The 24692-nt window shown below is 37.9% G+C and carries 30 protein-coding genes; 10 read left to right on the top strand and 20 right to left on the bottom strand.

The window, feature by feature from the left end; translation table 11 throughout:
* Positions 1-32: 32 nt before the first annotated feature.
* The 5 genes from safA to ACH6EI_RS04600 all read right to left on the bottom strand — a co-directional run bounded on the left by safA (position 33) and on the right by ACH6EI_RS04600 (position 4247).
* Positions 33-656 carry a SafA/ExsA family spore coat assembly protein gene (gene safA / locus ACH6EI_RS04620; protein ID WP_099331238.1) on the bottom strand — a complete coding sequence of 208 codons (624 nt, stop codon included), beginning with the start codon at positions 654-656 and terminating at the stop codon, positions 33-35.
* Between the two features lie 137 nt (positions 657-793).
* Positions 794-2158 carry a hemolysin family protein gene (locus ACH6EI_RS04615; RefSeq protein WP_028415084.1) on the bottom strand — a complete coding sequence of 455 codons (1365 nt, stop codon included), beginning with the start codon at positions 2156-2158 and terminating at the stop codon, positions 794-796.
* A 613-nt stretch (positions 2159-2771) separates the two neighbouring features.
* Positions 2772-3002: a YuzI family membrane protein gene (locus tag ACH6EI_RS04610; RefSeq protein ID WP_016765278.1), complete on the bottom strand. Its 231-nt coding sequence runs from the start codon at positions 3000-3002 to the stop codon at positions 2772-2774.
* Positions 3003-3116: 114 nt separating this feature from the next.
* Positions 3117-3836, bottom strand: a complete 720-nt coding sequence (locus ACH6EI_RS04605; RefSeq protein ID WP_028415085.1) for an NAD-dependent protein deacylase — start codon at positions 3834-3836, stop codon at positions 3117-3119.
* A 12-nt stretch (positions 3837-3848) separates the two neighbouring features.
* A complete protein-coding gene (locus ACH6EI_RS04600) occupies positions 3849-4247 on the bottom strand; it encodes a universal stress protein (RefSeq protein ID WP_013058676.1) in 399 nt (132 codons plus the stop codon).
* Between the two features lie 158 nt (positions 4248-4405).
* On the opposite strand from ACH6EI_RS04600, the gene ACH6EI_RS04595 reads away from it, so the two are divergent.
* Positions 4406-4549, top strand: coding sequence for a hypothetical protein (locus ACH6EI_RS04595; protein ID WP_013058677.1), 144 nt, complete (start codon positions 4406-4408; stop codon positions 4547-4549).
* Positions 4550-4575: 26 nt separating this feature from the next.
* Here the strand turns inward: ACH6EI_RS04595 and pfkA are convergent, their stop codons facing one another.
* Positions 4576-5535 carry a 6-phosphofructokinase gene (gene pfkA, locus ACH6EI_RS04590; RefSeq protein WP_028415086.1) on the bottom strand — a complete coding sequence of 320 codons (960 nt, stop codon included), beginning with the start codon at positions 5533-5535 and terminating at the stop codon, positions 4576-4578.
* 345 nt (positions 5536-5880) lie between these two features.
* On the opposite strand from pfkA, the gene ACH6EI_RS04585 reads away from it, so the two are divergent.
* Together ACH6EI_RS04585 and ACH6EI_RS04580 are read left to right on the top strand one after the other, a co-directional pair.
* Positions 5881-6558 (top strand): C40 family peptidase, encoded by a 678-nt coding sequence (locus ACH6EI_RS04585; protein WP_013058679.1) that lies wholly within the window; start codon positions 5881-5883, stop codon positions 6556-6558.
* A 134-nt stretch (positions 6559-6692) separates the two neighbouring features.
* Complete coding sequence (locus tag ACH6EI_RS04580; protein ID WP_028415087.1) at positions 6693-7235, top strand: 5' nucleotidase, NT5C type; 543 nt, start codon at positions 6693-6695, stop codon at positions 7233-7235.
* Between the two features lie 150 nt (positions 7236-7385).
* Here ACH6EI_RS04580 and ACH6EI_RS04575 read toward each other — a convergent pair whose 3' ends face one another.
* From ACH6EI_RS04575 to ACH6EI_RS04565, 3 genes are all read right to left on the bottom strand, one after another.
* Positions 7386-7511 carry a hypothetical protein gene (locus ACH6EI_RS04575; protein WP_013058681.1) on the bottom strand — a complete coding sequence of 42 codons (126 nt, stop codon included), beginning with the start codon at positions 7509-7511 and terminating at the stop codon, positions 7386-7388.
* A 586-nt stretch (positions 7512-8097) separates the two neighbouring features.
* On the bottom strand, positions 8098-8223 hold the full coding sequence (locus tag ACH6EI_RS04570; RefSeq protein ID WP_016765283.1) for a hypothetical protein: 126 nt from the start codon (positions 8221-8223) through the stop codon (positions 8098-8100).
* 102 nt (positions 8224-8325) lie between these two features.
* Positions 8326-8730, bottom strand: a complete 405-nt coding sequence (locus ACH6EI_RS04565; protein WP_028415088.1) for a secondary thiamine-phosphate synthase enzyme YjbQ — start codon at positions 8728-8730, stop codon at positions 8326-8328.
* 118 nt (positions 8731-8848) lie between these two features.
* Between ACH6EI_RS04565 and ACH6EI_RS04560 the strand changes: the two genes are divergently transcribed.
* From ACH6EI_RS04560 to ACH6EI_RS04550, 3 genes are read left to right on the top strand one after another with little or no spacing between them, the layout of a single operon-like run.
* Entirely contained in the window at positions 8849-10285 is a 1437-nt protein-coding gene (locus tag ACH6EI_RS04560) for a spore germination protein (RefSeq protein ID WP_028415089.1), read from the top strand.
* A gap of 15 nt (positions 10286-10300) precedes the next feature.
* A complete protein-coding gene (locus ACH6EI_RS04555; protein WP_063248346.1) occupies positions 10301-11398 on the top strand; it encodes a GerAB/ArcD/ProY family transporter in 1098 nt (365 codons plus the stop codon).
* Complete coding sequence (locus tag ACH6EI_RS04550; RefSeq protein WP_098113575.1) at positions 11395-12522, top strand: Ger(x)C family spore germination protein; 1128 nt, start codon at positions 11395-11397, stop codon at positions 12520-12522. Before ACH6EI_RS04555 ends, ACH6EI_RS04550 begins: the two co-directional genes overlap by 4 nt.
* 5 nt (positions 12523-12527) lie before the next feature.
* On the opposite strand, the gene ACH6EI_RS04545 is transcribed toward ACH6EI_RS04550, so the two are convergent.
* Positions 12528-12896, bottom strand: coding sequence for a hypothetical protein (locus ACH6EI_RS04545; protein ID WP_028415092.1), 369 nt, complete (start codon positions 12894-12896; stop codon positions 12528-12530).
* A gap of 230 nt (positions 12897-13126) precedes the next feature.
* On the opposite strand from ACH6EI_RS04545, the gene ACH6EI_RS04540 reads away from it, so the two are divergent.
* On the top strand, positions 13127-13729 hold the full coding sequence (locus ACH6EI_RS04540) for a DUF3885 domain-containing protein (protein WP_013058688.1): 603 nt from the start codon (positions 13127-13129) through the stop codon (positions 13727-13729).
* A 38-nt stretch (positions 13730-13767) separates the two neighbouring features.
* Here the strand turns inward: ACH6EI_RS04540 and ACH6EI_RS04535 are convergent, their stop codons facing one another.
* From ACH6EI_RS04535 to ACH6EI_RS04515, 5 genes are all read right to left on the bottom strand, one after another.
* Positions 13768-14463: a hypothetical protein gene (locus ACH6EI_RS04535; RefSeq protein WP_033579869.1), complete on the bottom strand. Its 696-nt coding sequence runs from the start codon at positions 14461-14463 to the stop codon at positions 13768-13770.
* Entirely contained in the window at positions 14463-15332 is an 870-nt protein-coding gene (locus tag ACH6EI_RS04530; RefSeq protein WP_028415094.1) for an ABC transporter ATP-binding protein, read from the bottom strand. Before ACH6EI_RS04530 ends, ACH6EI_RS04535 begins: the two co-directional genes overlap by 1 nt.
* The gene (locus ACH6EI_RS04525) at positions 15329-15697 is read right to left on the bottom strand and encodes a GntR family transcriptional regulator (protein ID WP_028415095.1); all 369 of its coding nucleotides are present in this window, start codon (positions 15695-15697) and stop codon (positions 15329-15331) included. The genes ACH6EI_RS04530 and ACH6EI_RS04525 overlap by 4 nt, the downstream gene beginning before the upstream one ends.
* Before the next feature lie 105 nt (positions 15698-15802).
* Positions 15803-16558, bottom strand: a complete 756-nt coding sequence (locus tag ACH6EI_RS04520) for an alpha/beta family hydrolase (protein WP_049166054.1) — start codon at positions 16556-16558, stop codon at positions 15803-15805.
* Positions 16559-16772: 214 nt separating this feature from the next.
* Positions 16773-17663, bottom strand: a complete 891-nt coding sequence (locus ACH6EI_RS04515; RefSeq protein ID WP_013058693.1) for a YitT family protein — start codon at positions 17661-17663, stop codon at positions 16773-16775.
* A 260-nt stretch (positions 17664-17923) separates the two neighbouring features.
* Here ACH6EI_RS04515 and ACH6EI_RS04510 point away from each other — a divergent pair, with 260 nt between their 5' ends.
* The 3 genes from ACH6EI_RS04510 (at position 17924) to ACH6EI_RS04500 (ending at position 20300) form a co-directional block, all read left to right on the top strand.
* Positions 17924-18733, top strand: a complete 810-nt coding sequence (locus ACH6EI_RS04510; protein WP_028415097.1) for a DUF4397 domain-containing protein — start codon at positions 17924-17926, stop codon at positions 18731-18733.
* The gene (locus tag ACH6EI_RS04505) at positions 18730-19353 is read left to right on the top strand and encodes a class F sortase (protein WP_028415098.1); all 624 of its coding nucleotides are present in this window, start codon (positions 18730-18732) and stop codon (positions 19351-19353) included. The genes ACH6EI_RS04510 and ACH6EI_RS04505 overlap by 4 nt, the downstream gene beginning before the upstream one ends.
* A 128-nt stretch (positions 19354-19481) precedes the next feature.
* Positions 19482-20300 (top strand): glycerophosphodiester phosphodiesterase family protein, encoded by an 819-nt coding sequence (locus ACH6EI_RS04500; protein WP_028415099.1) that lies wholly within the window; start codon positions 19482-19484, stop codon positions 20298-20300.
* Positions 20301-20327: 27 nt separating this feature from the next.
* Here ACH6EI_RS04500 and ACH6EI_RS04495 read toward each other — a convergent pair whose 3' ends face one another.
* The 5 genes from ACH6EI_RS04495 to yidC form a co-directional block, all read right to left on the bottom strand.
* Positions 20328-21014 carry a hypothetical protein gene (locus ACH6EI_RS04495; protein WP_028415100.1) on the bottom strand — a complete coding sequence of 229 codons (687 nt, stop codon included), beginning with the start codon at positions 21012-21014 and terminating at the stop codon, positions 20328-20330.
* 1 nt (position 21015) lies between these two features.
* Positions 21016-21858 carry an ATP-binding cassette domain-containing protein gene (locus ACH6EI_RS04490; RefSeq protein WP_028415101.1) on the bottom strand — a complete coding sequence of 281 codons (843 nt, stop codon included), beginning with the start codon at positions 21856-21858 and terminating at the stop codon, positions 21016-21018.
* Between the two features lie 119 nt (positions 21859-21977).
* The gene (locus ACH6EI_RS04485; RefSeq protein WP_033579864.1) at positions 21978-22487 is read right to left on the bottom strand and encodes a GNAT family N-acetyltransferase; all 510 of its coding nucleotides are present in this window, start codon (positions 22485-22487) and stop codon (positions 21978-21980) included.
* Positions 22488-22522: 35 nt separating this feature from the next.
* Complete coding sequence (locus tag ACH6EI_RS04480; protein ID WP_033579863.1) at positions 22523-23728, bottom strand: TolB family protein; 1206 nt, start codon at positions 23726-23728, stop codon at positions 22523-22525.
* A gap of 101 nt (positions 23729-23829) precedes the next feature.
* On the bottom strand, positions 23830-24648 hold the full coding sequence (gene yidC, locus ACH6EI_RS04475) for a membrane protein insertase YidC (RefSeq protein WP_014458568.1): 819 nt from the start codon (positions 24646-24648) through the stop codon (positions 23830-23832).
* Positions 24649-24692 lie beyond the last annotated feature (44 nt).

Raw genomic sequence — 24692 nt, 5'->3', positions numbered from 1 at the left:
GACTTAGTAGTCAGCTTTTTTTCCTTTCTTCTTTAGTTTGAAATGAACATTTGAGTCCAGTGATGACCGTAGCTTCCGCCTTTAGCGTAACCTACTCCGATTTCGGTAAATTGACTTGATAGTATGTTTTTACGGTGACCTTCGCTATTCATCCATGCGTTAACCACTTCTTTTGGAGTTGCTTGTCCAGCAGCGATATTTTCACCTGCTGTACTGTATGTAATGCCAAATTTTTTCATCATGTCGAACGGACTTCCATACGTAGGCGATGTATGACTGAAATAATTTTTATCAATCATATCCTGCGATTTATAGCGAGCCACGCGAGCTACTTCCCAATTAGACTTTAAAGGCTTAAGCCCTACTTTAGCACGTTCTTGATTCACTAGCTGAACCACTTGCTCTTCGTATGAACTTCCCGCTTTATCTGTTGGTATGGTAATTTTTTGTCCCGGATAGATCGAATTAGGATTTTTAATAGCAGAATTCGCTTCAATCAGCTCGGAAACACCCACCTGATATTTTACTGCTATTTTCCACATCGTATCTCCCGATTGAACGGTATGTACGGTTGCTGCTTGCGCAGTGTTATTAAGACCAAAAGCTAGAGTGACAGACAACAATGTTACTAATAAAAGTTTTGATAGAGTTTTCATACTTTTATTAAAGCAAATTGATTTCAAGATTCATAGCGGTAATATTATCCCATAGTTCCATCATATGACTTTGTCATCTTCCCTCCACACTTTCTTTATAAAAAAGACGCACTGCTCTTTCGCAATGCGCCTTCTTATTATGAAGATAAAGCCTGTGACTGGTTCATGTCCGACACATTAACCGCTTCATCCGTACTTTGATGTACCTGACGTTTTTTAATCACATCAATATATTGAATGTGATGGCCTTCCATTTTCGTAACGGTAAAATCATACTGATCAAAGCTAAGGCTTTCTCCTTGTTTGACGTCATATTTTTCCGTTAAGACCCAGCCTCCAATTGTATCAACATCCGTATCATCAATTGTCGTGCCAAGCAGCTCGTTAAGCTCACTTACTAATAATTTTCCATCTACAATATAATGATCGGGTTTGACTTTCTGAATTAATGGAAGTTCATCCGCATCAAATTCATCACGAATTTCACCGACAATTTCTTCTAAAATATCCTCTACTGTTACAATCCCTGCTGTTCCACCGTATTCATCAATTAAAATAGCCATATGGATGCGTTCACGCTGCATCTTAAGCAATAAATCATGAATAGGAATCGATTCAATTACTTCAATAACAGGACGGATATACTGTTTTAAATCTATTTTTTCCTTGCTGTTGTTCATGACAATCTCGGTTAAAATTTCTTTCATATTGACCATTCCAATAATATGGTCTTTATCTCCATCGATGACCGGATAGCGGGTAAACCGTTCTTCTTGGACCATCTCAAGGATGTATTCGACCGTATCTTCCTGGTCAATTGAAACGACTTCCGTACGCGGCACCATAATCTCCTTGGCAACGCGATCATCAAAGTCAAAAATTTTACTTACATATTTAAACTCCGATTGATTGATTTCACCGCTTTTATAGCTTTCTGATAACAAGATGCGAAGCTCTTCTTCACTGTGTGCAAGCTCATTTTCTGAAGCAGGCTTTAGACCAAATAACCCTGTTATTAAACGAGAAGAACTGTTTAATAGCCAAATGAAAGGATAGGTTACTTTATAAAAGAGTATAAGCGGACGAACAAATAATAAAGTGACTTTCTCTGCTTTTTGAATTGCAAATGTTTTCGGAGCAAGCTCTCCGACCACAACATTTATAAATGTAACAACCGCAAAAGAAATCGCAACAGATAGTACTTTTGTTAACGCTCCGCTTATCCCTAGTTGATCAAGTAATGGTGACAGGAGATGCGAAAGTGTAGGCTCTCCTAACCAACCAATTCCCAGCGCAGTAATCGTAATACCAAGCTGGCACGCAGATAAGTATTCATCTAAATTTGAAATAACTTGCTTCGCAGCTTTTGCATTGCTGCTCCCTTCTGCTATAAGCTGATCCACTTTGGAACTCCTCACGCGAATAATCGCAAACTCGGTAGCAACGAAAAAAGCAGTTAATGCAATCAGTACCGCTAGTAAAATCAAGTTAAATATGTCCAATCAAGTTCCTTAGCTCGTTTAAAAACGAGTAAGGACTCACCTCCTAAAAAATAAAAAATTTGGATAAAGAACTCTATCCCTGTACTGATCACTTGGAAAAGTGCATATAAGGAGGAATCACATGATAAATGTATAAACATTTTTATATGGAGCAAAACTGCCAGCCTTTCTTCCTTATCTCACGTTTCACTCGTTAATCTAGCAGGTCATTCTTTATTCAGCTGTTCTAGATGTGAAGCAATGGCTCACATCGCTTCATTTCATGATGTTGCTTCAGCGCTGATTCTCTCTCCCAATTCATTTATAAAAAATTTAGTAGTTTACAATCTTTATAAAGTTAAAGTCTGTTAACGCCTTAAAAGAGCGATTATGTGATAAAGAGCGATATGCGTGAAGCAAATGTAGGTTTGTATAATACTGTATTGTACGCTTTGACACTGGTGCATATAATGCTACTTCGCCAACGTGGTACACTGCCCCATCCAATCACCTCTATTTCCGTATATCTAAAAAGATTTAGGAATAATTATCCTATTTCTTTTTAAACTTATTGACTTTATTTTAAATGTTAAAAACTTTGCAGTCAAACGTTTTAGTTAGTCTCCTGCCCTTGCTATTTACTGGTGCGGCGATTTTTAGCAGGCAAATAAAAGCTTGCTGCTACACAAAAAAAACCAAGGACAAAACAGATAATGGGGAGTTTCATACCTATCGCTTCAGCATAATAAGTGAGACTCCTTCCGTGAATAGGGACAAGATTCATTTCAAAAATCAAAGTCAAAACAGCTGTCACTTTGAGTGCAATACCAACAATGAAAAGACAAACTCTCAGGCCTCCACTCATATGCAAAAACATCCCTTCTATCCATTAGCGAATGGATGATGTACTACACCATATGATACATCCCTACACTTTATCACTAAATGCTAAAAAAGCGCTATGTCCATGCATAGACGCTTATAAATTTGCAACCACTTGTCCAATGGAATCATAGATAACCAAATCAAACAAATAATCGTAATGCGTAGGTTCTTTATTAATGATCACCATATTTGTACGATTGTACCGGCTCACAAGCAGCGGAATCTGATTAATCGGTGCTACTTCAAGCGATGAACCAAGCACGATGAATAAATCAGATGACAGCGCTGCTGTAACTGCTTCATCGAACTGATGAATGGCATCTCCAAAGAGAACAACATTTGGCTTTAAAAGGCGCTCACACGCTGTACATTGTGGGAGAGCTGACTGATTTAAATACGCTAAGTCATACTCTTTTTTACACCTCGGACAATGAGCTCTCTTAATGGACCCATGAATTTCAAAAACGTTCGTGCTTCCTGCATCTTGGTGCAGCCCATCGATATTTTGCGTAATCACATGCACGGTTTTGGCGTCTTCTAGTTCAGCAATAAAGCGATGGCCCGTATTTGCTTTATAATGATGCAGCATTTTAATATGAAAAATTTCTTTAAACAGCGGCCAAAATTCATGAGGATACTGTTCATAGAAGTCAGCAGCTACTATGTCCACAAAGCTTTTGTTTTGGCGATATAAGCCATTTTGAGAGCGAAAGTCAGGTATGCCCGACTCTGTGCTCATTCCTGCTCCCGTAAAAAAACAAATGTGTTTAGCATCATCAATGAGCTGTTTTAATTCTTTGTACTGGTTTGACATTGCATTTCTCTCCTATTTAACAATTAGCACAGGAATTGTTACTTGCTGTGCTATCTTAGAACTAACGCTTCCAAGCAGCATGCCTTTTACAGGATTTAACCCTCTGCTCCCTATTACTACAAGGTCAAATGAATTTTGATTAGCAAATTGAATCACTGTTTTAGCCGCGTCTCCGTGCATAAAGGTGATCTCATACTCCACGTTTCCTTGCTTTAAAATTTCATCCGTTGTATGTATCCGACTTTCCCGTTCCTCGTCGCGGCTAAGTGATTTTAATCTTGAATCACCTTCTACTGCATAAATAACTTGAATAAAACTGTTTTCCGTAAGCTGAGCCAGCTGAACGGCTTTTTCTGTTGCTTTAGCTGCATGCTCTGAGCCATCTGAGGCAAGTAAAATTCGTTTAAACATCACGCTTCCTCTCCTCTTTTATAAAATGGTCTTCTCTCTTTACTATATCACTCGCTGTTCAAATGTAATCATTTTTTTGATTATTTCTATAATTTTTAAAATTATTTGTCTACTTTTATGATAAACTGAAAGAAAACGTGTACAGAGGGGATGAACCAATGTTTGGTTTTGAATTAATTTGCACTTTTTGCAAAGGGCTCGGAAAGCTAGCTGTTATTCCTGGTATCGGTTACATGAAAACATGCAAACACTGTGAAGGGACAGGGATGCAGTCAAAAAAAGACGAAACTCCTTCAATATAAGAAGTTTCGCCTCAGCAACACTGTGATTAGATTGAAAGTTCTTTAGATAAACGGTACATATCAGCATTGATATGGTGAGGTTCACCTAAAATTTCCATAATATCATAATCTACAATTTCATTTTTACGGATACCGATTGCACGGCCGCCTTTACCTTCTAGTAAAAGTTCGACTGCACGACCGCCGAAACGGCTTCCTAGCACACGATCTTGAGCAGTTGGGGAACCACCGCGCTGAATGTGTCCTAATACTGTTACACGCGTTTCAATACCTGCAGCTTCATGAAGCTGTTTCGCTACTTCATTACCATTGGCTACACCTTCAGCTACCACGATAATGCTGTGCTTTTTACCGCGCTCTTGTCCTTTTCTCAAACGATCAACCATTTCTTGGAACTCATCTTTTGCTTCTGGGATAAGGATTGTTTCCGCACCGCCAGCAAGACCTGACCAAAGAGCAATGTCTCCTGCATTACGACCCATAACTTCAATAATAAACGTACGCTCATGAGAAGTCGCCGTATCACGGATTTTATCAATTGCATCGATAACCGTATGAAGAGCCGTATCAAATCCTAGTGTAAAATCTGTTCCTGGAATGTCGTTATCAATTGTTCCTGGAATACCGATACAAGGGAAACCAAGCTCTGTTAGTTTTACAGCTCCCATATATGATCCGTCTCCACCGATAACTACTAAGCCTTCAATACCGTGCTTCTTAAGGTTTTCAATACCTTTTAAACGCCCTTCTTCTGTTTTGAATTCTGGACATCTTGCAGAATAAAGCATCGTTCCGCCGCGTTGAATGATGTCACCAACATCTCCAACTTCTAGCTTTTTAATATTTCCTTCTATTAATCCTTGATATCCTTGGAAGATACCATAAACTTCCATACCTTCATGAATTGCTTTACGCACAACAGCACGAACCGCAGGATTCATACCTGGAGAATCTCCGCCGCTTGTTAATACACCTATTCTTTTCATTACTTTCACCTCATCAAAGTCACATATATGACTACTATATTATAGTTCTACATTTTACCCGAGTTCGAACTTTTTGTGTAGTAATTCACAACATATTTCTTTGTTAAATTTTAAATGTACATACTTTTTCATATCTTTTAGTTATTTACCGTCAAATATTCAAAGTTTTTCTAGCAATATTACACATCTAAAGAACCCTTTTAATTACAGCTTTTATAAGACTATATTCACCTTTATATTTCATTTTTTTCATATATGTAATGAAATTGTAACGTAGAACACTGTCGAAAGATGATATGATGAATTTACTCAAATCAGGAAAAATTTTCAGGGGGTACTAGTTTTATGAAAAAAGTAATAGCAGCTCTTACGCTTGCTGGCGTTATTGTTTCTACTAGCCCGATTGTCAGCCAAGCGGCTCTAGGCGACCAAACGCTTCGCCAAGGCATGAATCACCAAGATGTTAAACAACTACAACAAACGTTGAAAAATAAAGGTTATTTTAAAGGGAATACGACTACATACTTTGGGACTGTTACAACTTCTGCTGTAAAATCATTTCAGCGCAAAAATGGACTAGCAGCAGATGGTATTGTCGGAAAAGGAACGTACGCTAAACTAGGCGTTTCAGCAAAGGGCAAATCGTCTTCTAGCTCAGCGCGCTATAACCCTAACGCAGTGATTAACAAAGGAAAACAGTACATGGGCGTTCGCTATCGCTGGGGCGGAACAACGCCAAGCGGCTTTGACTGCAGCGGTTTTATTGGCTATGCGTTCAAACATGGCGGCGGGGTTCAGCTTCCTCGAACAGTAGCTCAAATTTACCAAAAAGGAACGCGCGTCTCAAGTCCAAAAGCTGGAGATATTGTGTTCTTCCAAACCTATACAAAAGGGCCTTCCCATGCAGGAATTTATTTAGGAAACAACCAGTTTCTTCACTGTTCTTCATCTAAAGGTGTGAGCATCTCTTCTCTAAAAGAGAGCTATTGGAGCAAACGCTATTTAGGTGCTAAAAGAATGTAGTTTCGATAAAAAGGGCAAGCTGTGCGATTTTGATGCGGCTTGCTCTTTTTCTGCATGTAAAAGATTTGGTATAGTAGAAGCAGCGCATTACAAAACCAAGCGTGTAGATGAATACTGTAAAGGAAGTTGAATAAATGCACACCCTTTTAATTGACATGGATTCTGTCATTTGTGATCTTATGACGGATTGGCATAACCAATATAACAAAGATTATTGCGACAGCTTATCGGTTGAAAAGTTAAAATGCTGGGAATCAGAAAAGTATGTAAAGCCGGAATGCGGCACAAAGATTTATGACTACCTCGATCAGCCGGGGCTTTTTTTACATTTACAACCTCTGCCTCATGCTGTTGAGGTTCTTAAACGACTTTATGAAAGGTTTTCCATTTTAATTGTCACAAGCAGCCGTACCTATGCTTATACAGAAAAAGAGCAGTGGGTTGAAAAACACCTTCCGTTTATCGGAAAGTACAATATCGTGTTTACACACCAAAAAGATAAAATATACGGAGACTTGCTATTTGATGATGCACCGCATAATTTGAAGGCTTTTCAAGCTACAGGTCGCCATGCTGTTGCCATGAGCTACCCATACAACGAAGAAGTAAATGTCCCTCGCGTGGACGATTGGCTTCAGTTTGAACAGTACGTAAATACTTATTTCAACGAATGTTAATCAAAAAAACACGTAGACTTTGTCATCAGAGAATGAATGCAGTGCGTTTGTGAGCACAGCTATAAGCATAAAAAAACCGCCTTTTGGGCGGTTTTTGACGGATAGCCCCCTAAGGGTTATCCGCTTTTTATTTAAAAAAGATATCGTTTTTTAGTACTTATCAGCTGATGAAAAAAAGTCCATAATGGCATGGATAATTTCAACGGACTGAAAAGAAAACAATGATATGGCTGTTAATGAAAAGAAACCAATCATGGCCATACGTACAAGTAACATAGACTAATCGCCTCCCTGTTTTGAACTAAATGAACGCACCCAAAACAATTCGCTATCTGTCTTTGTTTGTACGACGTTTTCGCCAAGCAAAGGCAGCTCATTCACTGCGTGTAACAATGACAATGAATCTTCATCTTTCTCTTAAAGACTAAGCGTATAGTTAGTATATCAAATGAAACTTTTTCTTCAAGGCTATACTAGCGGTAAAAAAGGAAATAGTATGAAACGATGCGTTTTATCTTTACTTCATACAATTCAGTACCCTAATATTTATTATATTAAACCTTTTAGAAAAATTGCTACTATAATATCTTTTTTATAAAAAAGATATTAAGACCTAACTAAATTATTCCAATCCAAAGACGAACAAACGAGATAAATAATCTCAACTGCTTGTTACGTTGCTGTTGATTTCCTTGTAAGACTTCGCTTTCCCCAGGCGGCTGATGAGCCTCCTCGTCTACATACATAAAATCTACGTTCACTATATCAATGAAAAAATCCGAATGCGTTGGATTCTCCAGCAAGAATCAAACGCGTTCGGATCTTCCTTCAACTAAAATAATTTTGCCCCAGATTCTTCACATTATCGACACGTACTGTAATACTCATTAACAATGTCTAAAATAGTTGGGTATTCTTCCACCCATGTAAAGTTTGTTTTTTCGTTTTCTTTTTTTACTGTTTCTTGTTCTGCACCGATCTTTTCCATTATTCAATCTCTCCCTTTAACTGTTATATAACATTTATATTAACTAAACTTTGTTTTATAACAACTTTAAAAAGAAAGTTGGACAATGAGTATGAAAAAAAGTTATTGCAGGGATAAAATTTTCACATAATACGTACGGTTCCTCGGTCCATCAAACTCACAAAAATAAATTCCTTGCCACGTTCCTAGCAGCAGCTGCCCATCGTGAATGATTATATGCTGAGAGGGGCCGACCGTGCTCGCTTTGAGATGTGCCGCCGTATTTCCTTCCATATGAAGATCTAACTTATGTTCCCAAGGATATACTTCATCGAAGCGTCGGATCATATCCGTTTTTACATCGGGATCCGCATTTTCATTAATTGTTATACCAGCGGTTGTATGAGGACAGTAAACAACTACAGCCCCTTCTTTTAATCCTTCTGTTCTTATTACTGCTTGTACATGACTCGTAACGTCGATCATTTCGTCACGCTTATTCGTTTTTAACGTAAATGAATGTAGCATACCATCACCTCTTTTCTTTACCATAACATATCTTTTCTATTCTTCCACATTTTTCGCATAACTCGTTTTTACATCGTAAACACTAAGCTCATTAATACAACAGGCGGTGAGTTTATTTATGCTTGATTCAAAATTTCAGCCCAATGCAGACTACACCGTTCAAACGTTTCTAGATTTGGTGGGTCAAAATACAGATGTTGGTTCCAAAAAATTATGGCTGTCCCCCACAAAATATATATGCATTATTTATCTCCAAGGATTAGTCGACGGAGAAAAACTTGATAATCTCACTCAGCATATTGTTGAGACCAAAGCAAAAAGTGAAACGCAAACACTCGATGACATCGATTCGTTTATTTCTGTCATTAAAGACAAAGAAGTTTATACATACAAGCAAGCGATCTCGTGTTTTTTTAAAGGTCAGCCCTTGCTGTTCATTAGCGAAAGCACCACGGCATATTCGCTGAATATGTCTATGACCAAACAGCGCTCTTTAAGTGAACCTACAACAGAAAAAGTAGTGCGTGGCCCTAAAATTGCGCTTATCGAAAACTTAGATGAAAACCTTGGTCTTTTAAGGCAGCGTTCTACCGAAGAAGAAATGGTTATTGAAGACATTTACATTGGAAATACAAAGGAACATCGAACAAGTATCGTTTTTCATAATAAACACTGTCAAACTCACATCGTGAATCAAGTCCGAGAGAAATTATTAGACATTCCTTTAGATAACATTCAAGACTCAGGAATGATTGAAGAATTTTTAGAAGAAGCACCCTACTCACCGTTCCCTCAAGTGCAAAATACAGAAAGACCGGATCGCGTTCTCGCTGCGGTGAATGAAGGGCGAGTAGCCATTTTAGTAGATGGCTCTCCTTTTGCTCTTTTAGTACCTACAACTTTCGATATGATTATGAAATCACCCGATGATTATTACGAAAGATGGATAGCGGGTTCATTGCTGAGATTACTAAGGTACTTGTCTATTTTTATTACCCTATTCTTTTCAGCTATTTATATTTCACTCGTTTCGTTTAACCAAGGTCTGCTTCCGACGGAGCTAGCTATCACTATTGCGGCTACACGAGAAAACGTTCCTTTTTCTCCTTTTATCGAAGCAGTGGTCATGGAAGTGACGCTTGAATTATTGCGCGAAGCCGGGCTGCGTCTCCCTACTCCTGTCGGACAAACAGTTGGACTTGTAGGAGGGGTTGTGATTGGTCAAGCAGCGGTGGAAGCCCATATCGTTAGCTCCGTTATGATTATTGTTGTATCCGTATCGGCAATTGCGTCCTTTACCGTTCCTCAGTATGGAATTGGCCTTTCGTTTCGAATTTTGCGTTTCGTATCTATGATGATTGCAGCAATCTTTGGATTATACGGAGTGACCATGTTTTTCCTTGTTCTTGTCATTCATCTAACTAAGCTCGAAAGTTTTGGTATAGCCTACTTTAAACCGTTTTTTGCGTTAAATAAAAAAGCGTGGAAAGACTCTTATGTTCGTCTTCCAAACAAAAGCCTAAAACAGTCTAAAAATAAATCAAAACAAAACTAACAAAAGGAGGACCATATGCAACAATCACAATCAAGCAAGCTTCTTTCAGATTTTTACGCCATTTCAATTATTTCTTCAACTATGCTTGGCGTCGGTTTATTAACACTGCCAAGCAGTATTACAAACCAGACAAATAATGCAGACGGATGGATTGTACTGATTATGGACGGTCTTTTGTTTATTGGAATTGTTCTTTTTTTAGTCTGGATGGTTAAGTATTTTACAATTAGCTGTATGTTTGATTTTACACAGGAAGTAACCGGCAAGATAATTGGAAATATCTTCAACTTTACTATGGTCGTTTATTTTACATCTGTAGCAAGCTTTGAAGTAAGAGCTATGGCAGAAATGATTCATTTTTATTTACTGGAAACGATGCCCATTGAATTAATTATTCTTTCGTTTATTTTGACAGGCGTTTATTTAATCACGGGAGGTATTGATTCTATTGGAAAAGTAATGGCACTATGTTTTCCTGTAACGGTCATCATTCTTCTTACCTTATACGCTCTTAGCATCGGTATGGTGGATTTAAAAAACTTGCAGCCTGTATTAGCTGACGGATTCAGCCCGCTTCTTGCTGCCTTTACAACCGTCTCTGTTTCTTTTTTAGGGATTGAAACCATTGTCTTTCTTCCGAAGCATATGAAAAATAAAAATCACTTACGAAAAGTTTCGATCATCGGATTTTCTATTCCTTTACTTTTGTATATTATCACTTACGTATTAGTTGTAGGCGCTTTATCCGTTCCGGAGGTAAAAACAACCGTTTGGCCTACGATTGAATTTGTTCAGACGCATGAAGTAAAAGGAATTTTCTTTGAGAGGCTTGAATTATTTTTACTTATTGTCTGGCTTCTTCAGTTTTTTTTAACTTTTGTAATGTATTTCTTTTTGGCTGTTTCAGGATTTAAAAAGATTTTCAAAAACCGGTCAACTACCAATATTATCTTTCTTGTGCCCATTTTATTTATGAGCTCGTTAGCCCCCAAAACAGCAAGCGACGTGTCCCATTTTTCAACGGTATTAGGCTGGGCATTTTTAGTGACATTTTTAGTTATCCCTCTTTTTTTCAGCACGTTAATGAAAATAAAAAAGGTTGTGTTCAAATGACGAAAAAATGTCTTCCTGTCATGATGACCGTTTTTTTATTATGCGGCTGTATGAGCCATCGGAATATTGAACAACTTGCTCTTGTTATAGGAGTGGCAATGGATATTACACCAAAAATCGAACCAAAAACAGGAAAAAATCAGCTTGTGCTGACTCATCAAACGTTAACCGAAACGGAATCCGGAAATATGTCTTCTTCCATTCCATACAAAAACATTACAACAGCCGGCCCTACCATTCATGAAATCACACGAAATATTTCGCTGAAATCTGACCCTATATACAGCCAGCATCAGCGAGCACTTTTAATAGGAGAAAAAGCGAGCAAGACAATCCCTCTTGATGCGCTTATCAATCAGTTTGTACGTGATAATGAAATACGGCGCAGCAGCCTTGCGTTTGTTACAAAAGGAGACGCTAAAAACGTTTTAACGATTCAAGGAATGTCTGTGCCTCCAGTCAACTTAATTTACGAGCTTGTTTACAATAAATTCAAAACGAATAAAATTCTAAATCCCTTAACCATGGGAGAGCTATCGGCTAAGTTAAAAACAGATCAAAGCTTTTTAATACAGCGGCTTTCTAAAATAAAAAACAGCGTGGAAATAGACGGCGCGGCAATCATAAAAGATAAAAAAGCAAAATTCACCTTAACTCAGCACCAAGTGGAGGCTTTAACGTGGTTAACGGGGAATATTAAAGGCGGAATTATTTACGGCAAACACGGTCCATACCCCTTTTCCTATGAAATTGGAGATGTTCAGCAAGATGTGAAGGCCCGCATTGATTCAAATCACTCCCTTCATTTTGACATCAACGTTCAAACAAGCGGCAGGCTATCAGAAGATTGGGAGACTTCAAAACAGGCTCTTGCCGCCTCTAATGTAAAGAACACCGAGAAAAAAATAGAAAAAATTATTCGAAAAGACGCAGAAAAAACACTTCGCTTATTACAAAATAATTACAAAGCTGATGTGCTTGACCTGCATAATTACGTACGAATTCATCATCCTCATTTTTGGAAAAAACATCAGCATGAATGGGATGAAATATTTAGCCAGTCGACCATCGACTATCATGTCGATGTTCAAATTAAAGATTTTGGTACACAGGGCAGAGATTAGTCTTATTACTCAACGCCAGCTTCAGTCAGCTCTTTTTTCTTTAGTTCCATAATCGTGAACTTATCGGTATAGTTTTTGCTGATGAACAGCTGGCGTTCATCATCGTTATTAAAATAAAACTTTTTATCGTCCTGATATTGAAAATTCACTTTTTTCTTTTTCATTTGTTTAATAAACGTTAAATAGTCATTTGAATGAATGAGGTACCTCTTAGGCTTATCAGATATTTGAACAACATCTTCACCTGAAGACTTTAATTTTACAATACTCCATGCAATGGGAAGAGGATTACCTTCTTGAAAGATCGTTTTGTGAAAAATAAGCACAAAGAAAGCAGCTGTAACAATTGAAATAAGAACAAGCTGTTTTTTCACCGTCTATCACCCTTTCTTCACGTCGTTACTACGTTAAGTAATACGACAGGCGTATGAAAAAACCTGTTCATCCGCAAAGGTTGTGTAAAGAAATAATGCAAAATCAACAAAATATAACAGTTTGGTTACCTTTTGATTAAATAACATTACTTCTTTACAAATTTAGCTAATCACGTGATAGACTAAATTCAACATATTAAGTCAGGACTAAACTAAATGAGGTGTTGCGTATGACCACAATGCGGCTTCAATCATACTTAACAACAATGTTTCCAAATGTTCAAATGAAAAGACCTCTTTTTTATAACGCGCCTGCGGGTATTCGCTTTACGCTTACCAATCAAAAAGGCGTATGGGAACGAGAATACATGAAAAATGTGTACGCACGCGCTTACGAAATTTTTGAAACACTCCATGAAAAAAATGATGAGCTGCTGCTTGTTTTCAAAGCGAATGCTGCACAGGATGATTTACTTTTAAAAAAGAAAAAAGAAACAGCTATTAAAAAATTCATCCGCTCTCGCCTGAAGAAACAAGAAGTTCAATCCGTAGCATTATTAAATAACGCTGAGTATATTATTGCCTGTAAAACAAATGATGTGAAAGAAAAGCTTCTTTTGCAATCAATTGCCAACCGTGATCTTCATATTCATCCGGCTATTGAAGAAGAGTGTTACATTGTGAATTTGAATAAAGAAACCATCTTCCACCTATACGACGAGCGCGGCCTGGACATCGTATCAAACAATCAGTCTTCTCTTCAACTGCTTCAGCAAAAGTTTCACGACTGGATTCTAGATATTGATGCAGCTTGTTCAAAAAAAGTACAGTAAAAAAGCAATCATTCAGTAAAGGAATGATTGCTTTTTTATTAGGCTTGATGGACAGGAGACGCTTTTTTTAAAAACAGCCAGTTGATAAGAAAGAGTAGGAAGCTTACGATAACCATTGTTCCGAATGTAAGCAATAACGACCCGCTCGAAAAGCTTTTTATAAAATGAATAATCGGTTCTTTTGTTACTGGAATTGTGAACAGTAACACCAGAACAGCACCGCTGATCATCCCTCCTGTTTGCCCGAATTTGTAAACAATGCTGCCAAGCAAACACGCGGCTGCTGTAATAAAAAAGATAAAGACAGCGTCCGTTAAAAAGTGAACAGCGAGAGTAGGATCATGGAAGATAAAATCACTTGCATAATAAAGCTGAACATTCATTAAATTCAAACTATTAATCACCTTCATTGAAATGCTCATGATGACAACATTGATAAAAGACATTACAATTGCAAATAGAGCAAAAACACAGGTCATCGTTGAAAGATATGCTTTACGAGTAGCTCCTAACTTTAAGCAAAAGGAAAAACTTTTTCGAATGATAATAAAACTTACAATACCTGAAAAGATATACTGCGGCATACTTGTTACTAACAGAAGATGCTCATTCACCTGACTGAACACTAAAATATCTACTGCAACAAAAGCTAGCAGAATCGTCCAAAAGCGAATCATTAAATACTTTAGTTCAACGTAGAGCGAATAACTAATGGCTGCAAACTGTCCTTTCATTACGCTACACCTCCACGATTGGCTGTAAGATAAATCATAATATCCTGTATGTGAACGGCTTCTACATGAAACGAACTGTCGACAAGTTCTTCAGCATAAATATCTTCATTAAACAGCACTATTTTTTTCTCTCCCCCGAATACTTGTTCATGGATGACTTGCTTTCCTTTTTCATACTCTTCAATTTGACTTTTAGGTCCTTTCACACTTACACAGCGCTGCTGCAAATTTTCTGCTGTATCCTGAAGAATCAGCTTTCCTTTTTGCATAATAAGTACTTCTTCAAACAAATTACTTACTTCATCAATTAAGTGCGTTGAAATAATGAACGTGCGTGGATATTCTTCATATTCATCCAATAAAAGCTCATAAAAGCGCGCTCGCATCGCAGCATCAAGTCCAATATAAGGTTCATCAAAAATTGTGATGCTTGTGCGAGAAGATAACCCAACAATAATTCCTAACGCTGATTCCATACCTTTAGACAATGCCTTCACTTTCCTATTACAATCTAAATCGAACTCTTCCATAAGCCTCTCAGCAGCTTCCTGGCTCCAATAAGGATAAAAAAAGGAGGCAATTTTTAGCACGTCTTTGACTTTTAATGTTTTTTTGAAATTTCCGCTTTCGTTAATTAAGCAGATGTTTTGTAGAACAGAGCGGTTTTCAAACGGAGATTGATTTCCCACTTTTACCTCTCCTGTTGTAACTGGAATATGTCCGGCTACAATTTGCATCAGAGTCGTTTTACCTGCTCCGTTTCTACCTAGCAGTCCGTATATTTTATTTTGTGCTAGCGTAAGTGAAATATCCTTTAACACTTGCTTAGATCCGTAGCATTTATTTAACAGCTGCGCTTCTATATTCATTCTATTTCCCCCTTGTCTAACAGCTCTTTTAACTCGGTTACCGTAATTCCTAAATGCTGTGCTTCTTTTTTCAGCGGAACGATAAAACGGTTATAAAATTCTTCTTTTCTTTGTGTAAGCAACACTTCTTTGGCACCCGCACATACAAACATCCCGATCCCTCTCTTTTTATACAATATTCCGTGGTCAACTAGCTGATTAATTCCTTTAGCTGCCGTTGCAGGGTTAATGCGATACATTTTGGCAAATTCATTCGTAGACGGTACTCTTTCTTCTTCTGGAAAAGCATCATTTAAAATATTCTCTTCGATGGTTTCTTTGATTTGTTGAAAAATTGGTCGCTGATGATCTAATGATTGTTTCATTTTGACTACCTCACTTAAGTGGTTCATTACTCATGTAACTAACTATATAACTAACTGGTTATTTTTTCAAGTGTTATTTCCAAAAAAAGAAAAAAAGTCCGTCAGTTAGTTACTGACGGACTTTTTCATTTGACTGTTGAACCACTTTACCGTTCTTTTTACTAGCTCATCCTGCTGCTCTTTAGGAGAAATACTGGCTTTGTTGTCGCCTTTTTGTTTCCCGTACATTCCAAACTGTGCGTGATTAGCTCCTTTTACTTGGACCAGCTCCGTATTTTTTGAAAGTAAATGCTTGGTTTCTTTAATTTTTTCAGGCGTCGACAAACCATCTTTCTCACCGGTTAAAGACAAAATAGGGTAAGTGGAGGTTGAAAAATCATTTTTATTCATCGGATACGATGCTAAAAGAACTAAGCCTTTTATTGAGTTTTGATGATCATACGCATAAGACGCTGCACTCACTCCTCCAAGGGAATGCCCTCCGATAAACCATGCGGCAATCTTCGGGTAGCTCTTCACAATATCCGTCGCTTTATTTTGACTAAAGAAGCTCATATTAAACGGAGAATCTACAACAGCAACAAGATATCCTTCATTTGCAATTTGCTGAGCATAATAGCCATATGCTAACGGCTCTACTTTAGCACCTTGATAAATAATATAGCCGGCCTTTATCTCTTTGTTCGTTTGAGGCTTAAATACGTAATAATCGTCTTTTTTCACTACTTTTTTCTCATCTACCAGTGAGTGAAGCTGTTTTGAAGGTTCATAATCAAAACCCGACCATATAACAAAAAAAGCCGCGGTTACTGCAACAAGAACGGCAAGACTGACTCCTAGTATTTTTAACGTTTTTTTCATGTCACTCCCTCTTTCTGTTTTTTTACTATGTACTCTTTTTATATCTTTTAGACATTTTACATGTTTGTTTCAAAGACATACAAGAAAAAAGAGGGGCTCAATATGCATGAAGCAGCAAAAGTAACGTAAACCATTACAAACAATCAAGCAGAGAAAGCTAAAAATTCGGCTGTAAGCTATAATAAGGGGCAGTCTCATTAGCAGACAACCTTCATTAATGAATATCTCGTTTCTTAAACCTTCCTCCCCTGACTTCAGCAATAGCTGCTACAGCAAAAAAAGCAGATGGATCTATCTCATCGATAATCGCTTTTAACTTTGCTTCTTCAAGCCTGGTAATAACACAAAAAATCACTTTTTTATCATCTCCCGTATACGCACCTTCCCCGTTTAAATACGTGACGCCTCTCCCTAAACGAGCAAGGATTGCTTCACCAATTTGTTCATATTGTTCGCTAATAATCCAAGCTGACTTGGACTCATCTAAACCTTGAATCACAATGTCAATCGTTTTAAAAGCAATGAAGTAAGCCATTAAAGAATACATAGCGCGGTCCCAGCCAAATACAAAACCGGCACTTCCCAAAATAAATAAATTAAAAAACATAATCGTCTCACCTACGGAGAACGGCGTACGCTTATTAAATAAAATAGCTAATATCTCGGTGCCGTCTAAAGAACCTCCGTATCGAATAACAATTCCTACTCCCACACCGAGAACAATTCCGCCAAACACAGTTGCTAAAAGAGGGTCGCCTGTTAAGACCGGCAAGTCGTGAAAAATAGAGGTAGCAATGGATAGAATGATAACACCTAATAGCGTAGATAGCGCAAATGTTTTTCCAATTTGCTTGTATCCAATAAAAAAGAATGGAAGATTTAATACGAAGATATAAAAGCCGATTTGAACATCCGTTAAGTGGGATAAAATAATAGATATACCTACAATTCCACCGTCAATAACCTCATTAGGGACAAGAAAAAATTCTAGCCCGACGGCCATTAAAAGAGCCCCCACTAAAATAAATAGCATACGCTTTACAATCATTTTAGCTGATAGCGAACGATGAACAACCTTTTTTATTTCATGATTCGTTTGCAGCACATAACTTCCCCTCCTTTTTGTGATAGAGACATCAATTACTAACTAAACGCTCTATTTTAATATTATCACAAAATTCAAACTATTTATCTGCTCTTTTACAAAAATTTCATCTAACGAAATAAATTATGCATATATTGGATAAAATTGTAGATGATAACAAGTGAATAAATGCCCGAGTACGTTCAAAAGTGAATGCACCCCGACCACTTTTCATACGGGATTAACAGGACAAACTTAGATTAAAAGGAGAGTAAAACGTTATGAACCGTGTAAAGATTATTGCTGCTTCTTTACTCGCAGTTTTATTGCTAGCTTTTTCAGATAATTTCACTTCTGCAGCTGTGCAGGAGGCAATGATACGAGTTGTGCATGCATCACCTGATGCACCTGAAGTAGATATATATGTGGACAATCAAAGCATCGTAGTCGGCGCATCGTTTAAAGATGTGACAGATTACCTTAAGGTACCTGCGGGGTCTCATAAAGTAGAGGTATATGCTATAGGTACAAAAGGAAAAGAAAAACCTGTCATTTCAACTAATGTAACCGTCGAAGCAAACAAAGCCTATACCCTTGCTGCTATTAACCAAGTTGCACACTTAGAATTAAAAGTAGCTCAAGATGATATGAACGTAGCTAAAGGAAAGAGTAAAATCCGAATTGCTCACTTTTCTCCAGATGCTCCCGCTGTTAATGTAGGTATTAATCACGGCCCTGCTTTGTTTAAAGACACTGCTTTTAAACAAATGACAAATTATTCTGAAGTAGATGCCGGAACTTATGATTTAACCATCGCAACTAGTCAAGACAATAAAAAAATACTGGAAATTCCAAACCTTAATTTAGAAGCCAACACGGTCTACACGGTGCTCGCTATTAACAAAGCCGACAGCCTTGAAACGCTGTTATTAAAAGATAATACCGCTATGCCTTCCGAAATGCCAAAAACCGGTATGGGCGGTGCTTCAGAGGATAATTATAATTCAATTGTGCCGGTTCTTACTTTATTGGGAATTGGAGCGGTCGCTATATTTGTTGTTCGTCGTCACAGAGGATACGAAAGCGAATGAAATGGATAGGAGGGGTTTTCACCTTTTCTTTTATACTATTCATGAGCAGCTGGTTTGCCCAATCAGCATTTGCAAACAGCTCGACGGATTTTGTTGTGAAGATGGCTGAAACAAAATCGGCTCAATCCTTGAAATCTTCAGGGACCGCTTCTACACCTCTTCCATCTCAGCTTATTATTCCGAAGCTTCATATCAAGGCTTTTATAAAAGGAATGGGCCTTACTAATCAAGGTGAAATGAGCGTTCCTGATAATGGTCATGATGTAGCATGGTTTAAGCTTGGAGCAAGACCCGGAGAGGAAGGAAATGCGGTCATTGCAGGACATGTTGATGACCAAAAAGGACCCGCTATCTTCTATCATCTCGACAAGCTCACAAAAGGAGATGAAATTTTTGTAACCGATCAGCAAGGTCAGCAGCTGGCCTTTGTTGTTACCAATAAAGCTTCTTACCCCCGAGAGTCTGCTCCTATCAGAGAGATTTTCGGTCCAACTTTTCAACACCAGCTTAATTTAATCACCTGTACGGGAACATTTGATCATAAACAGAAAACTCATGAGCGCAGACTCGTTATTTATACAAGCCTCCGCCCGGAAAAAACAGCCGATGTTTCTCACTAAACATCGGCCTTTATTACTTTTAATTACACACTGGTTCGTTTTATTTAAATATTTACACAGCCTTAATATGAACACAACATCTCGCTGGTAAACTAATGCACGACCCCTCAATAAAAAGGAGTTTTGATATGAGACTAAAATGGTGGTTTGTAAGCTCACTCACTTTTTGTTTATGCGGTATTTTTATGTTTATACATACGCAGGCAGCTTCTACTCAAGCAGAAAAAGTAGCCATTATTGCTCATCGAGGCGCATCAGGATATGAGCCAGAGCATACGATGCAATCTTATCTCACGGCCGTCCAGCAAAAAGCGGATTACATTGAACTTGATCTTCACATGTCTAAAGATCAGCAGCTTGTAGCCATTCATGACTACAAAGTTGACCGCACGACAAATGGAACAGGCTATGTAAAACAGTATACAGTGAAGCAGCTTCAGCGTTTGAACGCAGGAAAAGGCCCTAAAAAAGCCGTCATTCCAACTTTAGAAGAAATATTCCGTACGTTTGGCAATCGAACAAACTATTATATTGAAACAAAATCTCCTCATGAATATCCAGGTATGGAAAAGGAGTTGTTGACGTTGATGGCTAAGTACAACATTCATACCGATCACGTCATTGTACAATCATTTAGTCCTGAAAGCTTAAAAACCATCCATCGATACCGACCTACTATGAAACTAATTCAACTGATTCGTTCTAAGCAAACCAATATGTTAACAGATCAGCAGTTCAGACAAATCAAAAAGTACGCAAACGGCATCGGTCCTAATGCAAACACGCTGACAAAGTCATATGTACAAAAAGCTCGCTCATATGATTTAGACGTTCATCCTTATACAGTAAATGATGAAAAGCAAATGAGAATGCTTATTGAGTGGGGCGTAACCGGCATGTTTACTAATTACCCGGATCGTCTTTATAACGTGCTTCATAATAAATAAACACTTGCCGCGGCAAGTGTTTATTCTTTATACATCTCTTCTATTAGCTCTCCACAAGTACAGGCTAATTAATGCTATGGCATAAAGCAAAGCCCAGCCAAACACCAAAAATTTATTTAATCCTTCGTTAATAAATTGAATGATTGCAGATACGGGTGGCAATACATACAGCAGCAGTCCGCCTCCTTGATACGGAAATGAAACACCTGCCGCTGCAAGCGTAATGATTAAAATAAATAGAGGTCCAAACCACGATAAGCTGCCTTCTCTTACAACATCTCTTGTAAAAACAAGACCTATGCTCATACCAAGCAAACTAAACGTCCAGTGAATAATAAACCCAAACACCATTTGCTTAGTGGATATATCCACTTCAAACATATCAAGCAGCACGGGATAGGCAATTGAAACCGCTGATAAAAATGTAAACAGCAGAACACAGCTAATAAGTTTGCTCGTAAAGTACTTATTCTTTTTCCCTACGTGAAGTTTTGTAATAACTTCTTGACTGGAATCTTCCGCGTGAAACAGCGACATTGTAAACCAAGTGGTTAGAAAAAAGAGGAAAAGCGCCGTATTAAAAAAGCTATCAAGCACCGGGTTCGGTCTATATGTATAGTTCATACACAGCGAAATAATATAAAGTGCAAGCGGCGGAATATATCGATACGATTTAATATATGTAATAAAATGATAGCGAATCAATGCACCCATCTTAAATTTCTTCCCTTTCCATATGATATAGCTTTACAACTTCACCTTGAACAGCAAGTAATTCTGCAAGAAACTCGTTTACATATTTTTTATCTATATAAAAAATCCAGTAGTTTCCGTGCTGTTCAATTTTCGTGCACTTTTCTTTTAATAAACGAAGTGGCTTATTAAGAATCACATTTGCCTCAATAACCGTTAAATGCTCAATGAGTTGAACGCGCTCATTTTTTAAAATGCGCTGTGACCCAATAGTGATAACACGATCTGCTACAGCATGTATGAGCCTTTCTTCATGACACGTAAATACAATGGTCATCCCTCGTTCTTTTAGCTTTGTAAAAATTCGTTCTACTTCTAGCTGAGCACGCGCATCTAATCCTGATAGAGGTTCATCAAGCAATAGCAGCTTAGAAGAACTCAGCAGTGCTTGCATCATGTTGACTTTTTGCTTCATTCCTTTTGAAAAAGAAACGATTTCTTCATGTCTAAACTCTACCATTTCGAAAGTTTCGAGCAGCTCTTCAATTCTAGAGCTGCGCTTTTTCTTAGACAATCCTTGAATTCGTCCCATGTGCTGCAAATAACCTACTAGGGTAAAACGCAGCTCCTGAGGAAATTGCTCTACCACAAATCCAGGCGTACCGGTTTCTTTATCAAGGTGAATTGTTCCTTTAGTCGGTTTAGATAATCCGCCAATTAGCTTTAAAAACGTACTTTTTCCCGCCCCGTTTTTTCCAACAATCGCAACAGTCTCTCCTTTATAAAGGGTCGTATGAATGTTTTCTAATACGGTATGTTTTTTGTATACTTTTGCAACATTTTTTAATTCAATCAGTTTTTCCATCCGCTGCCTCGCCTCTCCATAATCCTATATGTTAAATCATAGCATATTTATGGGGAATGTGCTTCCATCTCTATACGTTTCAGCTAAATTTTTCCCGTACAAAAAAGCCTTTGATATGATCAAAGGCTTTTTATAGACAATACCATATGCTCTTCATCAATAAATTCACCATCTACTTGAAGAGCTCTTTTTTCATACGCATAAGAAGTAAAACCGAGGCTTTTGTATAGGGCTTTTGCCCCTTCATTTTTAGCAGCGACAGCTAGGTAGATTTGCAAAACATTCGTTTTGGAAAAAGCTTGTTCAACAGCGGCTTTTAACAGCTTCTTCCCAAGACCTTTCCCCCTTGCTTCAGGGGCTACGTACATGCCCCAAATATCTCCTTTATGCTGAACTTTTAAAGGCTTTTGCTGCTGAAACCCTACAATCCCTACAAGCTGGCTTTCCATAAAAGCTCCTACTACAAATTCTGATTGGCTGCTTGGAAAATAATTTCTGATATCAGCAATTTCTTTTTCATATTCTTCTTCATAACTTAAAATAAAACTTTCGGGATGATCTTTTAAAGCACGAAGACGGAGTTCAAAGTACACGTCAGCGTCTTCTTTTGCCAACAATCGTATATTCATCTTTTCACCTTAGTTTCTTATGTTTTAATTAGCTATTAAGGACTGTACACGCTAAATACTTCATTCCACCGATACAGCTCATAATAATTTCCCGGCAGGTCTAAATCTGAAATGAGTACCTTATCATTTTTCGTATCTTTTACGCGCGTTAAAAGATTTGCTTGTTTTCGATTTGTACGAATCCACATCGTTTGATTCGTTGCTTTATGATAAACAGGCGCGTAATCGCCTAAGCCTTTTTGCGGAAATGTGAACTGACTTTGCTTATTGGTCTTTACATTCATGCTATATAAAAAAGGCAGCGGCCTCTTTTTTTCATCATTCGACCACCCTGCTTCGGGCACACGTGAAATGATGATGTTATCTTTTTCTGTCCAAGTGAAATCCCAATCTGCGAAGCCTTTTGGCGTAAAAACATGTTCTTTAAAAACGGGCATCTCTTTTAAAGTGAACTTTTTATTTTCGGTGGCAAATCTTCCTTCTCCATTAATAAATGCCAGTACTTGCTCTTCATTACTCCACTTAAACCAATTGGGTACATTAAGCATATCTCCCACCACTTGAAAAGCTTTTCCTTCTTTTGTAATGATGCACAGCTTATTTGCATCTGCAGACATCGAAGCCGTTGGAATAGCGATAAAACTAATCCATTGACCGTTAGGAGACCATTTAAAGCTGCTTGTTGTATACGCAAAAAATGAATCATTTTCTGCTGGCAGCGTCGTAAAAGCCTCTACTTTTTTCACATCTAACCCTGCATATTTGCTCACTGTATATAGCTTTACCGGTCCCCATCCCGTGGGCGCCAGCGCAGCAGCTGACGTAATTAAAAATCGATCTCCTTCCGGAAACCATGAAAACTGATCAACTCCTATGGCTACACGCTTCTTTTCATGCGTTTTAACGTTGTAATATACTAAGATTCCATTCGAAATATACGCAAGCTCCTCGGCAACCGGTGACCATTGATAATGAGTCACATCATGTTCAACAAGCAGCGGTTTTCCTTTTAACGGTGCAATCATTAAAGAATCATTTTCTGCATACGCAACTATATCTCCATGTGATGACCATTGAGGTATAGAGGCATGACGGGCATAGGATAACTGCCTTTCGGTACCGTTATCATATACCCATAGGTTTCCTTGCCGTATAAAACTGACCTTCACTGTATTGGCAGCATTTATTTGCATAGGGAACAACATAAGAAAAAGCAGACATAACGCTATTTTTTTCACCATGTTCACTCCTGTCTTTTTTTATAGCGTTACACAAATCTCCTCATCTCATCACATTTTTGAAAAAATAAAAAAGCGCAGCGGATAGCTGCGCTTTTTGTATATTATGATTTTGACTTAGATTTTGGTGATGGCTTTGTTTTAGCTTGTGCTGCATTATTAGCCGCATCTTTTTCTTTTAATAAACTCATACGTTTTTTCAAGTAGTAACCTTGTCCAATTCCGAATAAGTTACCAATTACCCAATATAGTGCAAGAGCAGATGGAAGTGAAATTCCCGCTACTAAGATGAAGATTGGCATAATGTTCATCATCATTTTCATTGGAGGTTGAATTTCATCCGTCATACTTACACGAATTTGTAAGAATGTCGTAATCGCTGCAACTACCGGTAAAATGAAGTAAGGATCTGGCTTTCCTAAACTTACCCATAAGAATGAATGCTGCGCAATTTCATGCGTTCGTGCAATGGCATTATAAAATGCGATAATAATAGGCATTTGAATAAAGATTGGCAAACATCCGCCAACCGGATTAATTTTATGCGTTTGGTAAAGCTGCATCATTTCTTTTTGCTGCTTTTGCTGTGTTTCCGGATCTTTTTTACCAGCATATTTCTTTTGAATCTTTTCCATCTCTGGACGAAGTGCTTGCATAGCCATCGTGCTCTTTTGCTGTTTTAAAATAAGTGGCAATAGAACTAAACGAATGATAACCGTTGCAATAATAATAGACAGACCATAGCTTCCGCCTGCCCACTCAGCAATTTTCGTTAATGCCATAGATAAAGGGTAAACAAAATAATGATCCCAGAATCCGCCACTTGTAGCCGTAACCGGTGTTTTTGTACTGCTACAGCCGGCTAGAGCTAAAAGAAGCGCTCCCATTAAACCAAGCAATAATAATTTTTTATTTCTTTTCATATTCTTTCCTCCTAATAATGACTAAATGTATGAAGTGTTTTTCA

The organism is Priestia sp. JSM ZJ58 (genome assembly GCF_044383985.1).
GTDB classification, from domain to species: Bacteria; Bacillota; Bacilli; order Bacillales; family Bacillaceae_H; genus Priestia; species Priestia zanthoxyli.
Note: the sequence above shows the minus strand (reverse complement) of the source record. Positions and strands in the feature narration are given on the sequence as shown.

Coding starts and splice junctions, on each gene's coding strand:
- safA (WP_099331238.1), bottom strand. CDS start 656: ATGAAAACTCTATCAAAACTTTTATTAGTAACATTGTTGTCTGTCACT.
- ACH6EI_RS04610 (WP_016765278.1), bottom strand. CDS start 3,002: ATGAGTGGAGGCCTGAGAGTTTGTCTTTTCATTGTTGGTATTGCACTC.
- ACH6EI_RS04605 (WP_028415085.1), bottom strand. CDS start 3,836: ATGTCAAACCAGTACAAAGAATTAAAACAGCTCATTGATGATGCTAAA.
- ACH6EI_RS04600 (WP_013058676.1), bottom strand. CDS start 4,247: ATGTTTAAACGAATTTTACTTGCCTCAGATGGCTCAGAGCATGCAGCT.
- ACH6EI_RS04595 (WP_013058677.1), top strand. CDS start 4,406: ATGTTTGGTTTTGAATTAATTTGCACTTTTTGCAAAGGGCTCGGAAAG.
- pfkA (WP_028415086.1), bottom strand. CDS start 5,535: ATGAAAAGAATAGGTGTATTAACAAGCGGCGGAGATTCTCCAGGTATG.
- ACH6EI_RS04585 (WP_013058679.1), top strand. CDS start 5,881: ATGAAAAAAGTAATAGCAGCTCTTACGCTTGCTGGCGTTATTGTTTCT.
- ACH6EI_RS04580 (WP_028415087.1), top strand. CDS start 6,693: ATGCACACCCTTTTAATTGACATGGATTCTGTCATTTGTGATCTTATG.
- ACH6EI_RS04575 (WP_013058681.1), bottom strand. CDS start 7,511: ATGTTACTTGTACGTATGGCCATGATTGGTTTCTTTTCATTAACAGCC.
- ACH6EI_RS04570 (WP_016765283.1), bottom strand. CDS start 8,223: ATGGAAAAGATCGGTGCAGAACAAGAAACAGTAAAAAAAGAAAACGAA.
- ACH6EI_RS04565 (WP_028415088.1), bottom strand. CDS start 8,730: ATGCTACATTCATTTACGTTAAAAACGAATAAGCGTGACGAAATGATC.
- ACH6EI_RS04560 (WP_028415089.1), top strand. CDS start 8,849: ATGCTTGATTCAAAATTTCAGCCCAATGCAGACTACACCGTTCAAACG.
- ACH6EI_RS04555 (WP_063248346.1), top strand. CDS start 10,301: ATGCAACAATCACAATCAAGCAAGCTTCTTTCAGATTTTTACGCCATT.
- ACH6EI_RS04550 (WP_098113575.1), top strand. CDS start 11,395: ATGACGAAAAAATGTCTTCCTGTCATGATGACCGTTTTTTTATTATGC.
- ACH6EI_RS04540 (WP_013058688.1), top strand. CDS start 13,127: ATGACCACAATGCGGCTTCAATCATACTTAACAACAATGTTTCCAAAT.
- ACH6EI_RS04535 (WP_033579869.1), bottom strand. CDS start 14,463: ATGAAAGGACAGTTTGCAGCCATTAGTTATTCGCTCTACGTTGAACTA.
- ACH6EI_RS04530 (WP_028415094.1), bottom strand. CDS start 15,332: ATGAATATAGAAGCGCAGCTGTTAAATAAATGCTACGGATCTAAGCAA.
- ACH6EI_RS04525 (WP_028415095.1), bottom strand. CDS start 15,697: ATGAAACAATCATTAGATCATCAGCGACCAATTTTTCAACAAATCAAA.
- ACH6EI_RS04520 (WP_049166054.1), bottom strand. CDS start 16,558: ATGAAAAAAACGTTAAAAATACTAGGAGTCAGTCTTGCCGTTCTTGTT.
- ACH6EI_RS04510 (WP_028415097.1), top strand. CDS start 17,924: ATGAACCGTGTAAAGATTATTGCTGCTTCTTTACTCGCAGTTTTATTG.
- ACH6EI_RS04505 (WP_028415098.1), top strand. CDS start 18,730: ATGAAATGGATAGGAGGGGTTTTCACCTTTTCTTTTATACTATTCATG.
- ACH6EI_RS04500 (WP_028415099.1), top strand. CDS start 19,482: ATGAGACTAAAATGGTGGTTTGTAAGCTCACTCACTTTTTGTTTATGC.
- ACH6EI_RS04495 (WP_028415100.1), bottom strand. CDS start 21,014: ATGGGTGCATTGATTCGCTATCATTTTATTACATATATTAAATCGTAT.
- ACH6EI_RS04490 (WP_028415101.1), bottom strand. CDS start 21,858: ATGGAAAAACTGATTGAATTAAAAAATGTTGCAAAAGTATACAAAAAA.
- ACH6EI_RS04485 (WP_033579864.1), bottom strand. CDS start 22,487: ATGAATATACGATTGTTGGCAAAAGAAGACGCTGACGTGTACTTTGAA.
- ACH6EI_RS04480 (WP_033579863.1), bottom strand. CDS start 23,728: ATGGTGAAAAAAATAGCGTTATGTCTGCTTTTTCTTATGTTGTTCCCT.
- yidC (WP_014458568.1), bottom strand. CDS start 24,648: ATGAAAAGAAATAAAAAATTATTATTGCTTGGTTTAATGGGAGCGCTT.